The sequence below is a fragment of the Commensalibacter melissae genome, assembly GCF_003691365.1.
Lineage (GTDB): Bacteria > Pseudomonadota > Alphaproteobacteria > Acetobacterales > Acetobacteraceae > Commensalibacter > Commensalibacter melissae.
The window spans coordinates 1,100,724-1,117,215 of record NZ_CP033087.1; the positions used below are offsets into that span (position 1 = coordinate 1,100,724).

Below are 16,492 nucleotides of genomic sequence, written 5' to 3' on the forward strand. Positions count from 1 at the left end.
ATAAAAATAAAATGTAATTAACGAGAATAAAACTCGACAACCAAATTGGGTTCCATAGTTACAGGATATGGAACATCATTTAATTTTGGCGTACGAACAAATGAACCCTTCATTTGACGATGATCAACCTCTAAATATTCAGGAATATCCCGTTCTTTACTTTGAACAGCATCCAGTACAATAGCAAGTTGTTTTGATCTTTCCCTAACTTCAACAACATCATTATCTTTTAATGAATATGATGGAATATTAACACGCTTGCCATTTACTAAAATATGTCCATGATTAATGAACTGACGTGCAGCAAATGGAGTGGATGCAAATTTTAACCGATAAACAACAGCATCCAAACGACGTTCCAACAAATTGATTAAGTTTTCAGAAGTATCACCTTTACGACGAGATGCTTCAGCGTAATAACGACGGAATTGCTTTTCACTGATATTTCCGTAATATCCCTTGAGTTTTTGTTTAGCCATTAACTGAACGCTAAAATCGGAAGGCTTTGCACGGCGGCGTTGACCGTGTTGACCAGGACCATATTCACGCTTGTTAACCGGTGATTTAGCACGTCCCCACAAATTAACCCCTAAACGACGGTTAATTTTATATTTGCTTTGTAAACGCTTACTCATACGTCTAAATATCTTTCTTTATATATGTTAAAATATCGCATTGAGGTAAAGCAATATTAGATTTTATTGTACCAGTAGTTCTTTAACTCGCATCAAAGACGGGTTTATATTTGATACAAAGTAACCTCATCACTTCTTTGGATAAAAATAAACCACTTTTCTGGCAGTAGAAGCCTATATATTCAAACTTTAATGAATTGTCAAATAATTAACAGTTTGAATAATATTAAAAAAAATTTAAAATTATTTCGTATTCAACAACCTATATTTGTCGCAGCCTTTTTGAGATCTATTTAAACATGATTGTTTAAAATACTCTTTTGCCATGGCCTCATCTTGAGGAAGCAACTTCCCTTCATGATATATTTCCCCAAGTCGCAATTGGGCATCCGTATTTTCTTGATCTGCAGCTTTACGATAATAGAAAAGAGCCGTCTGAAAATCCTGTAATACACCGTGACCCGCTTCATACATTTTTCCCAACTTGTATAAAGCGCCTTCATATCCCTGATCAGCTGACTTCTGATACAATTCTTTCGCCTTGAAATAATCTAAATCTGTGCCCTTACCTGTATCATATAATGATCCCAGGATATACTGGGCAAAACTATTTCCTTGTTCTGCAGATTTACGGGTCCATTGAAAGGCTTTGGAAAAATCTTGTTTACATCCCTTACCTTCTAAATACATAATTCCAAGAGCGGATTGAGCCATTAGATTCCCTTGCAAAGCAGCCTTATGAAAATAATCAAACGCCTTGTCATAATTCTGCTCAATCCCTTCACCATTCTGATACAAATTACCTAAATAAAACTGCGCTTCAGCATTCCCCTGTCCTGCGGAATAGTTAAACCATTCAATCGCTTTATTATAATCTTGCGGCACAATAACACCCAAGGCATAAAACCGACCTAAAACAAATTGTGCTGGCGCAAAACCTCCGCTGGCAGATTGTGTAAAAAATATAAGGGCTAATCTATCATTTTTCTGAACCCCTTTACCCGTTAAATAAATTACACCTAACCTGTAACAATATTCAGCAGAGGGTAGATAGAGAATTTTTTCAAATTGACCGAACCAGTATGATAAATGGCTTTCATATGCATGGGAACGAACAGGATATGTACATATAAAAAAAGTAGCGGCAAGAATAACAATAATGTTTTTCATTATGAACCTTAATGATTTATAAAATGAAATAAAAAAATATCGTTAACTATCTGTTCATACCAAATTATGACTGATTTTATTAATAAATAAATAGATTAATTTCATAAAAAAAATTAAACTAACTACAATTAACCGCTTTACAAAATTATAAAATATTTTTCGGAGATCATAATGGATCAATTAATAGCCCAAAAATGGAAATGGTTCGTAGGATTGGGAATATTGTGTTTGATTACCGGCATTCTGTGCCTAATTGACACGGTTTTTGTAACAATTGCAATGGTTATAATTATTGGAATTTTATTAATTATTACAGGTTTGGCCCAACTCATTCACGCCTGTTATCTTAAAGATTGGAGCAGTTTTCTCTGGTCAGCCCTATGCGGTATCATTTATCTTATTGGCGGTATATTATTGATTCGTGAACCTGTTAATGGTTCGGTTATAATTACCATTTTTCTTGGTATTTGTTTTTGTTTTGGTGGAATCATGCGTCTTATGATTGCCTTTAACAATAAAAATACCAAAGGATGGGGATTGTTGGTATTCAGTGGTATTCTTGGCTTGATTTTAGGGTTTATTCTTTTTGTCAATCCAATAAACGGCCTGTGGTTTATCGGATTCATGGTTGGTTTTGACCTTATCTTCAATGGAACTGCATGGTTGCAACTTGGCCTTACGCTCAAATCCCAAATTAAATAATTTAATTATTTCTTGGGGCCCTTAACCAATTCCGCCACAACACCATGAAGGGTTCGTAATTCCTGTTCTGTCACTTCTCCCCTTTGAAAAAGATGATACAGATTACGAATCATTCCTGACCGTTTTTCCTGATTGCGTAGAAATCCACAATGATCAAGCTCCCTGATCAAATGATTCATAAAATTATTCAGCTCTCCTTTAGTAGCGATATGCGTTTTGTTAGTCTGCAACTGGCGCTCCGGTGTTTCTTCAGTGGACATCCACCACTCATAAGCCATAATCATAACCGCTTGTGATAAATTCAATGACATGAATCTTGGATCCAAGGGATAACGGATCCAATAATCAGTCTGAACAAAATCCTCATTTTCCAACCCGGTTCGCTCTGGCCCAAACAAAATACCGATTTTCAATCCACGATTGGTCATTTCCCGCATTTCACATGCGCCACCACGCGCCGTTAATAAAGGTTTGATAATTTGACGAGGTCTGGGACAGGTTGCAAAAACATGCTGTAAATCCGCAACAGCGGCTTCTACCGTATCGAAAACTTTTGTATGATCCAATAAACGGTCTGCACCAGATGCTGCTCTCCAGGCTTTTGGCTGTGGCCATCCATCTCGCGGGGCCACCAACCGCAAATGGAACAATCCCCCGTTCGCCATCGCTCGAGCTACACTGCCAATATTATCAGCAAGCTGTGGGCGAACCAAAATAACGACAGGTGTATTTCCAACTGGAATCAGATCAGCACCACCATCACGACCTGTCATAATTTTCTCCATGTCGTACCTTGTGGACTGTCTTCCAATAAGATACCCTGAGCTTTGAGCTGGTCACGTATTTTATCCGCCTTGATAAAATCTTTCGATTTTTTTGCATTATTTCTTTCTTGAATTAAGATCTTAATCTCATCTTCATTATCAATATCTTGAAACCATTGAGTTGGTAGACTATTAAACAAGCCAAGCTGTTGACCCGCCTGTTTCAATTTTAAGGCAGAATGTTCATCACCTTGTAAAGCTTTATCTGCAAATTGATGCATAAACACCAAAGCTTGGGGGGTGTTTAAATCATTTGCCAAAGCATCCATGACTAATTCTGGCAAATCCATTTCTGAATTAAAATTCTGTTCATAAGGCAATAAGGCGCGATAGAAACGATCCATAACCTTTTTAGCATCTTTTAAGGCTTCATCAGTGAAATTCAAAACAGAACGGTAATGAGATTGCAATAATAATAACCGTAATGCTTCTGGATTATGCTTTGTCAATATTTCCCGTATTGTAAAAAAATTGCCTAGAGACTTGGACATTTTTTCACCATTTACCAACAGCATGGCATTATGTAGCCAATAATTGGCAAACTGACTACCTGGAAAACAACATAGACTTTGTGCACATTCATTTTCGTGGTGGGGAAAAATCAGATCCTGACCACCGCCATGAATATCAAAATTTTCACCGAGGTAACGATGGGACATTGCAGAACATTCAATATGCCAGCCTGGCCTACCCTTTCCCCAGGGACTATCCCATCCTGGTTCATCCTCATTTGAAGGTTTCCATAAAACAAAATCACCGGGATTTTTTTTGTAAGTCGCGATCTCAACTCTTGCCCCAGCCAGCAATTCATCTGGATTGCGGCCCGATAAACTCCCATATTTCTTGTATTGATGGACAGAGAAAAGAACATGACCATCAGCTTCATAGGCATATCCCTGACTGACAAGACTGATAATCATCTCTTGTATGTCTTCAATATGTTCTGTAGCTTTTGGTTCAATATCAGGGGGCAAGATAAACATTGAAGCCATATCTTGATGAAATTCTTCAATCGTTCGACAGGTCAATGCTTGAATAGATTCATGATTGGCTCTGGCACGGGCATTTATCTTATCATCAACATCCGTAATATTCCGTACATAAGTCACTTTAGGATAAATTTTCCGCAACAATCTTACCAAAATATCGGCTGTTAACATTGCACGCAAATTGCCAATATGTAAAAAATCGTATACTGTAGGGCCACAAAAATATAAACGGATATTTAAAGAATCTAATGGTTTAAAAGGTAAAATCTTATGATGACGACTGTCATATAGGGAAATTTCTGGCTTATTCATTGTTTTACCTTGTTCATATCCTGTATTCGATTGTGTCCAAACAACACTCAATAAATTAAATCTTTATTCTTTATTAGTCATAAATAAATATAATGCAACTTTCTCAACCAGCTTTTCTGAAAAAAGAACTTTCTGCGATCTTTTTTATTGCCATACCAATCGCATTTGCCCAACTATGTCAAATGGCTATGGGTGTAACCGATACGATTTTATTGGGAAAAGTCGATAAAGAAACCTTAGCAATCGGTGGATTTACAACACAGTTATTTTTTACTGTTTGTGTTGTTTTGCAATCGGCGTTGAGTTCAGCTGCAATTTTAATTGCTGAATATATAGGATCAAAGAGAATTTCACAGATATCCAAAATTTATTGGACAACCTATATATTTGGATTAATTCTCTGTATTCCCTGCTATTTTCTTTTGAAATCAACAAACTTTATATTGATGTGGACAGGTGAAAATCCTGATATGATTGCAAAATCCAGTCATTTTATGGATATTCTCTTATGGGGTATGCCCCCTGTTCTTGTTGGAACAGGTTTAATAAGAGTTGTTTTACCAGCTTTTAATGCCTCGAAAATTCTTTTGCAAATAACACCTTTAACTACAATTATCAACGCCTTGTTAAATGCAGCCTTTATTTATGGTTTATGGGGCGCCCCTAAAATGGGCTTGTATGGTTCAGCAATTGGCAGCACAATTACTTTGTGGGTTTCAACAATTTTATTTATTGGAGTAACCCATTGCAAAAAGAATTTAAAACAATATCTTTATCCTTTTAAAATTGATTTGTCCTTGCTTTTACCCTTGATGCGTCTGGGGTTGCCCATCTGTGTCAGTTCAGCAGCTGAAATGCTTCTTTTCCTTGCAACTTCTTTCCGGGCAGGACTACTAGGAACCGATGCACTTGCCGCCCATCAAATTGCCAACAGCTTTGCCACTTTTACGTTCATGATACCCCTTGCTATTTCTCAGGCCGCCAATGTTCGGGTAAGTTATTGGGTTGGCGCTCAAAAACCTTTGTATGCGAAAAATTCAGGTTTTTTATCTATCGGTCTTGGTTCTGTTTTTATGGGGCTGATTGGTATAATCATTTTCATTTTCCCGAAAACCATTGTCAGCCTTTTTATTGATATTCATTCAGTCAGTAATCAATCAACAATTGAAATTGCGATCGTTATATTGAAAATTGTTGCTCTTTTCCAGATTGTTGACGGTATGCAAGGCGTTGCGATGGGTGCATTACGCGGATTGAAAGATACCACAATCCCAATGATCTTTGCTTTGATAAGCTATTGGGTAATTGGATATACACTGAGTGGTTGGTTTGCATTTTCATTGAACTATAAAGCACCAGGATTGTGGACAGGCATGGCTATTGGCCTTGCTGTTATTGCTGTATTGGCAACAGCACGTTTTTATTATCTTACCTATCGCCCAAGCAGAATAATGGAACGTGCCTTACGTTAGAGAAAAATCAAAATTTAAAGGATACGGAAACAGATCCATAATTAAATAATCCACTTTTTTGTCCTCTGAATTCTTGGGTCTGCCAAGTTTGGGTATAAGCAATTTTATATCCTTTGATAATTAAAGCGGCCCCTGCAAGAATTTCGCCAACATCTGATCTTTTTGAAACATGTTGCGCATGTGATTTAGAGGGATCCCCTTGCAAAGTGGCATTATAGGCTACAGCCTGACCATCTACACCACCAAATAAATACCAGTTAACAAAACGGGTTCCAACATAGGCATCAGTACCGTCATTTCCCGAACCAATTCTTGTAGGTCCGAAATCACTTTCAAGACCCTGTCCAAAACGGAATAGGGAACCGATTTGTCCATAAATTCTATAAATCCCCATTGCACCATTAGCTGAAGGTAAGATATCAAAATCAACCGATCCAGCATGCCCTGCGAGAAATCTCCATGTTCTACCCATTTGAACCTGAAAAACGGGCACACTCTTTAACTGGTTGTGCCAGCCACGGTTTTTGTGATCCCCAGTAATGGCATGAAAACCATTTTGAACCTGACGTCCCATAGCTCCGGGGCCTAAAACACCGGCTTGAATACCAAACACACTCCTCGTATCATCCGTGTCACTTATAAGATTAACGGTTGTTAATAAAACCCCAGCATAAGGTCGATCATGTGGCAATCTCTGGCTCGATTGAGTATCACGTGGTGTAAATATCGACTGCTGCAATCCCCAATGAATTCGTTGCATTCCCTTTCCCAAAAGAAACGTGTTCATATCCGCGACAGGTTGAGGCAACGTGTCAGTAGGAGATGTCCACCCTATTCTAAGTCCGTTTGTATAATATTGATCAGACGTTCCTTTCAAGGTTGAGGCTGCATCATTTTCCCATTGTATTGTTAGGGTATTATATGGATCTTGTTTCGGTGTTGAAAAAGAAGGATGAGAATAGAATAAACCCATTGAACAGATGGAAAAACATGATAATAATTTTGTTAGTGACAAATGATCCCGTTTGCCCATTTTCAACCTTTTGACTCTAAATATTCTATTTAATCTAAACTTATAAAATCAAACAAAATTTGAATATAGTATATCAAAATAAAAGATTATTTTCTTAATATGCAACCTATTCACAAATTAAATTATTGAATAATCAATTTTTATCCATAAAATGATTCCATAAGGCATTTGGTATTTTCTTATTCAAAAATTCCTTGTGAATCTTCAATTCTTTTTCAGTGGCTTTCATGAAAACGGGTTGATGAATATGATTTTTTTTATAGGTTTTTCTTATTTTTTCCTTTGTTTGATTATCAAAGCTCAATCCTCTCTGACGGCCGCCCGTAAGCTGAATATACACCTCTGACAATAATTTACAGTCCAACAACGCGTTATGTGTTGTGCGTTCTGACAAATCTATCGAAAACCGTCGACATAATGCATCCAGGCTATTTGGCGAGGATGGATATTGAGCACGGGCAATTTGTAAGGTATCAACCATTCTGTCCAGAGATAATGTTGGACGATTGATATATTTCAGTTCTGAATTTACAAATTTAAAATCAAACGGTGCATTATGCGCGACCAGGGGATCATTTTGAATAAAATTCAGAAACTCGTCAGCAATATCCTTGAATTTTGGCTTACCTTGCAGATCTTCAATTGTAAATCCATGAATTCGTGTTGCCTCAACAGGAATATCTCGCTCTGGATCAATCAAAACATGATAAAAATTATCTGTTGGCAAATCATTGATTAACTCTATTGCGGCAATTTCTATAATTCGATCGCCATTATCTGGATTGACACCTGTTGTTTCTGTATCAAAAAGTACAGACCTTTTTTTCATAATTGATCTTTCTTCATTAATATAGCCAAGCGCTTTACCTGAATGTAAGTATATGCCCTATTCAATCCTGTTTGAATAACCCTATCCGCCCATTGACATTTCAAACTATTGGGAAGCTGATGAGAAATTAATATTTCAGCCTGTTGCCATGAAATTCCACCTCGATTGATAATGCGTATTTTTTGAATTTGCTTTGGTGCATTAACCAAAAGGGTTTTGGTGCATACTTGATCTATCTTTTTTTCGAACAACAAGGGAATATCCAATACACACCATAATTTTCTTTTTCCCTGCCAAAATTGGATGAATTTTTTTCGTTCCATATCAACCAATGGAAGGATAATGTTTTCAATTTTTTTTAGATTATTCCGATCCTGTGAAATTAATTTCCTCAAATAGGATCGATCAAGTATATTGTCATGCACTGACCCGGGAAAAGCTTTGGCAAGAAATGGTAAAGCTTTACCATCAGATCCCTGTAATTGATGCACAACATGGTCAGCATCAAAAACTGGGAAACCCTCTTTACGCAACTGGGAACATACCGTGGTTTTACCCATACCCATTCCACCTGTTACGCCCAATATCTTCATAATGAAATATTATGCTCTAATTGTTTTGGCAACATATTCGATTGTCTCGGAATCAATCTTGGGATCCACTCCAAACCATTCGCGAAAACCGAAACGGGCCTGGTGAAGCAGCATCCCCAATCCTTCAATGGTCTTCAAATTGAATTCTTTTGCCACTTTTAACAGAGGGGTTAAACGAGGAACATAGACAATATCCGTAACAACCAAACCTGATTTTGCTTTGGATAGATCAAAATCAAAACTTTCTTTCCCTTCCATTCCCAAAGAGGTTGTATTTACCAGTAAGTCATATTGACCCAATAAAGATGTCCAGGTATCCCATGCGATAACATTACCTGTCCCAAGATCTTGAGCAAGCTGCAATGCCCTGGAATTTGTGCGATTTGCTATTGTAATCTTCGCTTTCTCATGGGCAAGCGATGAAATAACCGAACGTGCAGCCCCACCTGCTCCAAGTATTAGTACATTACAATTTTTAATTCTGATGTTATGATCCCTAAGGGATTCTATAAAACCAGCACCATCTGTAGAAGTGCCAAATATCTTACCGTCATTTTTAAAAGTCAAGGTATTGACAGAACCTATTTTCCTCGCGATTTCATCAACCTCATCACAACAAGAAAAGGCAATTTCTTTATTGGGGATGGTTATATTGCATCCTTTAAACCCCGAAGCTGACAGGCCAATTATGACTTTTTTGAAATTTTCAGGCTTAACGGCCAGAGGAATGTAAACCCCGTCAATTCCATACCGATTCAACCAAAAATTATGAAGCAGGGGAGATCGGGAATGTTCAACTGGCCACCCAAGAACCGCAGCAACTTTAGCTTTTCCTGTAATAATATTCATCGTTTTCCGTATTCCTGTAAAGTCAGTGGCAATAAGTAAGCCAGACGATCCGCCCATTCCTTTTGCTGAATTTCCGATCTTATTAAATCCTGTCGAATCTCCAGTTCCAAATATGGCAATTTTCCTCCATACGCATGACAAGGTACAGAATAATCATTCTTCTCATTTAATCGATAGGGTTCATTATCTCCAATTGGAAAATCATAATATTGCTCAAGATATTTTTTGAATATTAATCCGAATTCCGGATAACGATCATGCAAAATACCCGCATGCCAGGGTCTTTCAATATTATCCATTTGAGGTGTAAAACTGTGCAGCGCTATTAAACAGGTTGAAATCTGCGCATTTTGTCGACGTTCAATATCCTGTTCAATACAAGCATGATAGGAATTGTAAATTGATGAAACACGTGATTTTTTTCCTCATCAGACAAATCAAGATTACCTTTTATAACTGTTTTATCGCTAATTTCAATAATCAGGTTTTCATGATTTGGATTTCTGTTGCAATCAATGACAAGTCTTGAATAGTTTTGAAGAATTAACGTGGCATTTAATTTTTTTGCAAGTTTTTTTCCTACCCCTTTTATTCCAATATCAAAAGCAATATGTCGCTCAAGATCATTTGGCTCCAATCCAAGGTTATTTAGTTTTTCAGGAATGAATTTCCCTGCATGATCACAAATAATCAAAAAGGGTGAAATCGAATGCCGGTTTATCATATTCACAGGATCAGGATCATTGACTGATAAAATACTGGATGATTTTGATTTGTAAAACATAAACGCAGTCAGTTTGTTGGGTTCTGGATTATTTTAATATACTAACATAATGATGATTAACACAAAATAAATGTTCACTGAGATTTAAATCAAAAAAACCAACCTTTGATTGCAACATTTTGGAGAATTGATCAATCTGATATTTCATATCAGGAGTTATTTCTTCATTAATATAATGTACCAATACAATTTGAGTCGCATCATTTTCAATCGCTTTCTTTAGTATAGTCGCAACAGAATTTTTTGATGGATACACCATAAAATATTCTTTGATGAAGCTATATTGACTGTTTAAATAAATTATCCTCAAGGATTTAAGATTGATTTTATCCTGTTTTGGAAAGTTTTTTTCCAAAAAAACAACCATTTCATTCAAGCGTTTAAAACTTGTTGGCACAATTAAATCAGACATGCATAGACGCAAAGCCACCAATTGAATGAATTGAATCAATTCAGTAAATCTCTTACTGTATATGATCTGATCAGTACGATCTGTATTTGCTTTGATAACATGCCACAAAGAACCATGCTGGTTAATCAATTGTTTTGCCAAAGGTTTTGTATCCTTTCTGGGAATGAATGAATATAACAGCATTTCAAGGATCTCGTAATCTTCGAGAACATCTGTTCCCCTGGATAAAATTTTTGAACGCATACGGTTGCGATGCCCTCTACCGTCCAAATTTTTAAAAGGTTTGCTTCCTTTATAATTCGAGGGTAAAGAAGAATTATGATCCATTAATATGTTCAACCTGTTATCATTTGATTTCATCAATCACCTTATCAACAATATTGAAAATTAATTCAATCCTGTAAAGCGTAATGACCCAATATCTAAGCCAACTTAACGAAACGCAAAAAAAAGCTGTTGAAACAACAGAAGGTCCTATTCTAGTGCTGGCTGGTGCCGGAACCGGTAAAACTCGTGTTTTAACATCACGTTTTGCCCATATTCTCCTTTCAGGAAAAGCGTATCCCAATCAGATTTTAGCGGTGACTTTTACCAATAAAGCTTCAAGAGAAATGAGCGAAAGAATTGCCAGCCTCATAAATAAACCAGTCGAGGGATTATGGTTGGGAAGTTTTCATAAAATATGTGCAAGGATGTTAAGGCAAAATGCTACACTTGTCGGATTAACCTCTAATTTCACCATTCTGGACACAGATGATCAATTACGCCTAATCAAGCAAATTACACCCGCTTATTCAATCGACACAAAAAGAGTATCCCCACAGTTAATTCTTGGTATAATCCAGTTCTGGAAAGACAAGGGTTACTCACCGGATAATTTGCCTAATGATGAAATAAATAAATCCGGAAATTCCCTAATCAAGACAATTTATGCCCATTATCAAAAACGCCTGCGGGAAATTAACGCATGTGATTTTGGCGATCTTATGCTGCACATGTTTAATATTTTTAGCCAGCATCAACATATCTTGGAAAAATATCAGCGTTATTTTACGTATATTATGGTTGATGAATATCAAGACACCAATATGATACAATATTTGTGGTTAAAATTATTAGCCCAAAAAAATGGACAAGAAGCCAATATTTGCTGTGTAGGAGATGACGATCAATCCATATATTCCTGGCGTGGGGCAGATATAACCAATATTTTGAGATTTGAAAGGGATTTTCCAGGGGCTAAAATTATCCGTTTGGAAAATAATTATCGTTCAACCTCTTCTATCCTTGGTGCCGCATCAGGCTTGATATCATTTAACTCGCAACGATTGGGAAAAACTCTTCACGCTGCCAATGCCACCGTTGAAGGAGAAAAAATCAAAATTCTCTCAACCTATGATTCCGATGAAGAGGCAAGAATCATTTGTAAAAATATTATTGATTTTCACAAAAAAGAACAACAATTTGGCGATATGGCAATCCTGATGCGTACCAGTTCCCAAACCCGTCCTTTTGAGGAATGCATGATTAAATTGGGAATACCCTATAAAATCATTAGCGGGGTAAGGTTTTACGAACGTGCTGAAATACGCGATGTCATCGCTTACATGCGCACTGTCGCCCAGCCGTCTGATGATTTGGCATTTGAAAGAATCATTAATGTTCCGAAACGCGGAATTGGCAAAGCCGCCCTTCAGAAATTGCATCTGCTTTCCCGAGAGTCCAATATTTCCCTAACGATGGCAGCACAGCAAGCATTAAATCAGGGAATAATCAGGGGTAAGGTAGCGAGTGAACTGAATCAACTGATGCTTCAACTTGAAATGGCAAGATCCACGAGTGAAAAAGCTGGTCATCTAAAGGCGATTGATGACCTGATTCATCATTGCGGCTATATTGAGATGTGGCAGCAAAACAAGTCTGTTGAATCAGAAGGTCGACTTGAAAACATCAGGGAACTTTTCCGGGCGATGTCCGAGTTTCAATCTTTGTATGAATTCTTGGAACATATCTCTCTTATAATGGATAATGATGAACTGAGTGGAGATGACAAGGTCAATTTAATGACACTTCACGCCGCCAAGGGCCTTGAATTTGATACTGTTTTTTTGCCGGGATGGGAGGAAGGCCTTTTTCCCTCACAACGCACACTGGATGAAAATGGATTGAATGGCTTGGAAGAGGAAAGACGTTTGGCTTATGTTGGCATTACCCGTGCCAGGCGAAATCTGGTGATATCCTATGCCGCAAACCGCCAGATTTATGGAAACTGGCAATCAGCAATTCCCAGCCGTTTCATTGAAGAATTACCCAGCCAGTTTATTGTAAATCCGTCAATCAGAATCAATAGAAACCATAGTAATCCAAATTATTTTGATAATTTGAATTTTGAAAAAAAACAGAAAGAAACCCGAGACACCATTTCTTTTGGAAATATTTTTACACCAAATAAACAACGTCAAAATTTGCCAAAATCTAAAAATATTCTTGTAGGTGCCCGTGTGTTTCATCAAAAATTCGGTTATGGAACTGTATTAAAGACTGAACAGAATAAACTTGAAATCAATTTTGATAAAACCGGAATTAAAAACGTTATAGACAGCTTTGTGACGGAAACATCATGACATTAAAAACTAAACGGCATGCCAATGCGCTTGAAACCATTTCACTAATTGTTCCAGAAAAACATATTGAAATATTTGAACAGGCCCTAAACACGGTTTGCCCGACCGTAGGGATATTTGAGGAAAATGAAGACAAGAATCTTTGGCGATTGGAAGGAATCAAGGATACAGGCTATGGAGATAAAGAGCTTAACAGTGCAATTACGTTAGCAGGCGGCCTTACCCAGTTCTTTCCAGAAATCCAAAAACATTCCACTGAAACAGAAGGATGGCTTGCAAAAACCTATGAATCTTTTCCTGCACAAAAAGTGGGTAATATGTTCATTATTCGTGGCACGCATTTGAACGATCCAATCTCTTCTTCACGTGTTGTTTTAACCCTTGATGCAGGTGTGGCTTTTGGATCTGGTGAACATGGTTCAACTCGTGGATGTCTAATTGCCCTTGAAAAGATCGCTTATAAAAATCCTCGTAAAATTCTAGATCTTGGATGTGGCTCAGGAATTTTGGCAATGGCTGCAGCTGCCTTATTCCACAAAAAGGTTCTGGCTGTTGATATTGAACCATGGTCCGTTCGAGCTGCCCGAGAAAATGTTAAAAGAAACAAACTGGGGAATTTCGTCCATTGTGAGGTTGGTAATGGTTGGCTGACACCTTCAATTCGAAAGCAAGCCCCATATGATCTTGTTTTTGCCAATATTCTTGCACGTCCCTTATGTAAAATGGCCAGAAATCTAGCCAGAAATTTACAACCTGAAGGTATAGCAATATTATCGGGTCTACTTATATCCCAAACAGCAATGGTATTGTCCGCACATCAAAAACAGGGTCTGAAGCTTGAAGACAAAGTTACACAGGGACATTGGGCGACATTAATTCTTAAAAAACCGAGAGAAAAATGATTCAAATCCGCCATGCATTAATTACGGATCTTAACAGTATCCTCCAGATCGTTAATCGAGAGATTATTTATGGAACGGCTTTCTGGATGACAAAAGTCCGCACCTATGATGAACAGCTAGTATGGTTCGAAAACCATGAAAAAGAGGGATTCCCGATTTTTGTTGCCGTCAATGAACAGCAAAAAATCCTCGGTTTTGCCACATATGGACATTTCAGGGCCTATGACGGGTATAAACATACTGTTGAGCATTCGGTTTATCTGATTCCGGAAGCCCAGGGTCAAGGACTTGGCAAAAAACTGATGAAGCATCTTGTGAATTATGCCTCCCAAAATAATGTGCATGTCATGGTCGCTGCCATAACCGCCAATAACCAGGTCTCGATACGATTACATGAATGGTTCGGATTCAAACATGCAGGTATCTTACCGCAAACAGGAATAAAATTTGAAAAATGGCTGGATCTATTGTTCATGTACAAAATAATAAATTAAGATCATTAATAACCTTGAATAAAATCATCTTATGCAACATACAGAAAAACTGTCTTCGCTACGTTCCATACTAAAAAAAGATCATCTTGACGGATTTATAATCAATCGCGGGGATGAATTTCTCAATGAATATGTCGCCCCTTATGCCGAACGCCTTGCGTGGTTGACTGGATTTACTGGAAGTGCAGGCATAGCTGTTGTATTACCGGATAATGCTGCTGTATTTTCAGATGGACGCTATATTCTTCAAATGCAACAGCAGCTTGACCAAGAATTATGGGAATATCACCATATTTCCCATAAATCACCTCTTGCATGGATCTTAGATCACAATCATCTGCAAAAATTAAAATTAGGATATGACCCAAGATTAATGAGTCAAAAAAACTTGGAATCACTACAAAATAATAAAATAATACTTGTTCCAATCACTGATAATCCAATAGACACAATTTGGCTGGATCAACCAGGCTATCCTAATCAACCTATTGAACCTCATCCTCTGGAATTTTCTGGTTTATCACATCATAATAAAATCGAAAAATTGCAAAAAGAACTACTTTTCAACAATGAAGATGCATTTATATTTTGTGATCCAGCCTCTATATGCTGGCTTCTTAATATTCGTGGTTCCGATGTTCCATATAGCCCTATTCCACTTGTTTTTGCAATTTTATATAGAGATCATGTATGTTTATATGCAGATCAGGAACAATATTCCGAAACACTGTCAGATTTTCTCGGTCACACTGTAAAATTATGTTCACGAAATGATATATATTCAGATTTAAGAAAAATCACATCTTTTGTCATAGGATTGGATAAAAATCAGACACCGATAGGATTTATTCAACTTCTAGAAAAACAAGAAATATCAATTCATTATCGTACAAATCCCATTCTATTGCCCAAGTCATGCAAAAATCAAGTTGAACAAAAAGGTGCCATAAATGCCCATATCAGGGACGGTATTGCAATGTGCCGTTTTTTATTCTGGCTTGAGAAACATGGTATTGATAAATCCGAAACTGTAGTGGCAGAAAAACTCAACCAGTTCAGAATAGAAACCGGGGGAAAATTTTACAAAGAGGAGAGTTTTCCCGCAATCTCTGCCATCGGTTCCAACGGTGCGATTATCCATTACCAAGCAACAAAAACAAACCACTCGATTATAAGGGAAAATCAGCTTTACCTTATTGACAGTGGCGGGCAGTACAAAGACGGAACCACAGATATCACCCGCACCATTTGGATGGGAAAAAAATTTGCCCCCTCCTCAATTCGTGAACAGGCAACAATGGTTCTAAAAGGCCATATCGCACTTTCATCAGCCGTTTTTCCAATTGGAACAACAGGAAGTCAACTTGACGTATTGGCACGTTACGCTTTATGGCAGAACGGTTTGAATTATGATCACGGAACTGGTCATGGTGTGGGAAGTTATCTTTCCGTACATGAAGGTCCCTGTCGAATATCATCACAACCCTTTCCTATTTCCCTAAAAGAAGGAATGATTCTTTCCAATGAACCAGGATACTATCTTGCTGGACATCATGGTATCCGTCTTGAAAACCTTTTACTTGTTTGCAAGGCTCCTTATGATAACTTTTTGAAATTTAAACCCCTAACGCTTGTCCCTTTTGACTGGAAAATCATAAATTCAACTTTGTTAACCCCACAGGAAAAAAATTGGTTAAACAATTATCATAAACAAATTACCGATTTGATCTATCCTCATCTGAATAAAAATGAGCAAACATGGCTCATGAAAATGTGCACGTTCATTTGATAGTTGATGCCTTTATTAACCCCGAGATCGATGATAAAAATATATGAAATTAACATAGATCTAATTTTTATTTAGAATT

At 37.3% G+C, this 16,492-nt stretch carries 17 protein-coding genes; 6 read left to right on the forward strand and 11 right to left on the reverse strand.

The window, feature by feature from the left end; translation table 11 throughout:
• Positions 1–17 precede the first annotated feature (17 nt).
• Both rpsD and D9V35_RS05005 read right to left on the reverse strand, forming a co-directional pair.
• The gene (gene rpsD, locus D9V35_RS05000) at positions 18–635 is read right to left on the reverse strand and encodes a 30S ribosomal protein S4 (RefSeq protein ID WP_110438048.1); all 618 of its coding nucleotides are present in this window, start codon (positions 633–635) and stop codon (positions 18–20) included.
• A gap of 243 nt (positions 636–878) precedes the next feature.
• Complete coding sequence (locus tag D9V35_RS05005; protein WP_122123626.1) at positions 879–1,805, reverse strand: SEL1-like repeat protein; 927 nt, start codon at positions 1,803–1,805, stop codon at positions 879–881.
• 171 nt (positions 1,806–1,976) lie between these two features.
• Here D9V35_RS05005 and D9V35_RS05010 point away from each other — a divergent pair, with 171 nt between their 5' ends.
• On the forward strand, positions 1,977–2,507 hold the full coding sequence (locus D9V35_RS05010; protein WP_122123627.1) for an HdeD family acid-resistance protein: 531 nt from the start codon (positions 1,977–1,979) through the stop codon (positions 2,505–2,507).
• A gap of 5 nt (positions 2,508–2,512) precedes the next feature.
• Here the strand turns inward: D9V35_RS05010 and D9V35_RS05015 are convergent, their stop codons facing one another.
• Both D9V35_RS05015 and cysS read right to left on the reverse strand, forming a co-directional pair.
• Positions 2,513–3,280, reverse strand: a complete 768-nt coding sequence (locus tag D9V35_RS05015) for an RNA methyltransferase (RefSeq protein WP_205910293.1) — start codon at positions 3,278–3,280, stop codon at positions 2,513–2,515.
• Complete coding sequence (gene cysS, locus D9V35_RS05020) at positions 3,277–4,632, reverse strand: cysteine--tRNA ligase (RefSeq protein ID WP_122124271.1); 1,356 nt, start codon at positions 4,630–4,632, stop codon at positions 3,277–3,279. Before cysS ends, D9V35_RS05015 begins: the two co-directional genes overlap by 4 nt.
• A 92-nt stretch (positions 4,633–4,724) precedes the next feature.
• Between cysS and D9V35_RS05025 the strand changes: the two genes are divergently transcribed.
• A complete protein-coding gene (locus tag D9V35_RS05025) occupies positions 4,725–6,104 on the forward strand; it encodes an MATE family efflux transporter (RefSeq protein WP_122123629.1) in 1,380 nt (459 codons plus the stop codon).
• Positions 6,105–6,111: 7 nt separating this feature from the next.
• Here the strand turns inward: D9V35_RS05025 and D9V35_RS05030 are convergent, their stop codons facing one another.
• The 7 genes from D9V35_RS05030 to D9V35_RS05060 all read right to left on the reverse strand — a co-directional run bounded on the left by D9V35_RS05030 (position 6,112) and on the right by D9V35_RS05060 (position 10,964).
• A complete protein-coding gene (locus D9V35_RS05030; protein ID WP_122123630.1) occupies positions 6,112–7,137 on the reverse strand; it encodes a lipid A deacylase LpxR family protein in 1,026 nt (341 codons plus the stop codon).
• Positions 7,138–7,270: 133 nt separating this feature from the next.
• On the reverse strand, positions 7,271–7,966 hold the full coding sequence (gene dnaQ / locus D9V35_RS05035; protein WP_122123631.1) for a DNA polymerase III subunit epsilon: 696 nt from the start codon (positions 7,964–7,966) through the stop codon (positions 7,271–7,273).
• A complete protein-coding gene (coaE, locus tag D9V35_RS05040) occupies positions 7,963–8,559 on the reverse strand; it encodes a dephospho-CoA kinase (protein ID WP_122123632.1) in 597 nt (198 codons plus the stop codon). Before coaE ends, dnaQ begins: the two co-directional genes overlap by 4 nt.
• 9 nt (positions 8,560–8,568) lie before the next feature.
• A complete protein-coding gene (locus D9V35_RS05045; protein WP_122123633.1) occupies positions 8,569–9,408 on the reverse strand; it encodes a shikimate dehydrogenase in 840 nt (279 codons plus the stop codon).
• Positions 9,405–9,809 (reverse strand): N-formylglutamate amidohydrolase, encoded by a 405-nt coding sequence (locus D9V35_RS09495; RefSeq protein ID WP_122123634.1) that lies wholly within the window; start codon positions 9,807–9,809, stop codon positions 9,405–9,407. The genes D9V35_RS05045 and D9V35_RS09495 overlap by 4 nt, the downstream gene beginning before the upstream one ends.
• On the reverse strand, positions 9,734–10,192 hold the full coding sequence (locus D9V35_RS09500) for an N-formylglutamate amidohydrolase (RefSeq protein WP_122123635.1): 459 nt from the start codon (positions 10,190–10,192) through the stop codon (positions 9,734–9,736). Before D9V35_RS09500 ends, D9V35_RS09495 begins: the two co-directional genes overlap by 76 nt.
• Positions 10,193–10,220: 28 nt before the next feature.
• Complete coding sequence (locus tag D9V35_RS05060) at positions 10,221–10,964, reverse strand: JAB domain-containing protein (protein WP_122123636.1); 744 nt, start codon at positions 10,962–10,964, stop codon at positions 10,221–10,223.
• 50 nt (positions 10,965–11,014) lie between these two features.
• Between D9V35_RS05060 and D9V35_RS05065 the strand changes: the two genes are divergently transcribed.
• Genes D9V35_RS05065 through D9V35_RS05080 form a run of 4 tightly spaced genes read left to right on the forward strand, consistent with a single transcriptional unit; the run spans position 11,015 to position 16,413 of the window.
• Positions 11,015–13,228, forward strand: coding sequence for an ATP-dependent helicase (locus D9V35_RS05065; protein ID WP_122123637.1), 2,214 nt, complete (start codon positions 11,015–11,017; stop codon positions 13,226–13,228).
• Positions 13,225–14,130: a 50S ribosomal protein L11 methyltransferase gene (locus D9V35_RS05070; RefSeq protein WP_122123638.1), complete on the forward strand. Its 906-nt coding sequence runs from the start codon at positions 13,225–13,227 to the stop codon at positions 14,128–14,130. Before D9V35_RS05065 ends, D9V35_RS05070 begins: the two co-directional genes overlap by 4 nt.
• On the forward strand, positions 14,127–14,624 hold the full coding sequence (locus D9V35_RS05075; protein WP_122123639.1) for a GNAT family N-acetyltransferase: 498 nt from the start codon (positions 14,127–14,129) through the stop codon (positions 14,622–14,624). The genes D9V35_RS05070 and D9V35_RS05075 overlap by 4 nt, the downstream gene beginning before the upstream one ends.
• A gap of 31 nt (positions 14,625–14,655) precedes the next feature.
• Positions 14,656–16,413 carry an aminopeptidase P family protein gene (locus D9V35_RS05080; RefSeq protein ID WP_122123640.1) on the forward strand — a complete coding sequence of 586 codons (1,758 nt, stop codon included), beginning with the start codon at positions 14,656–14,658 and terminating at the stop codon, positions 16,411–16,413.
• Positions 16,414–16,492 lie beyond the last annotated feature (79 nt).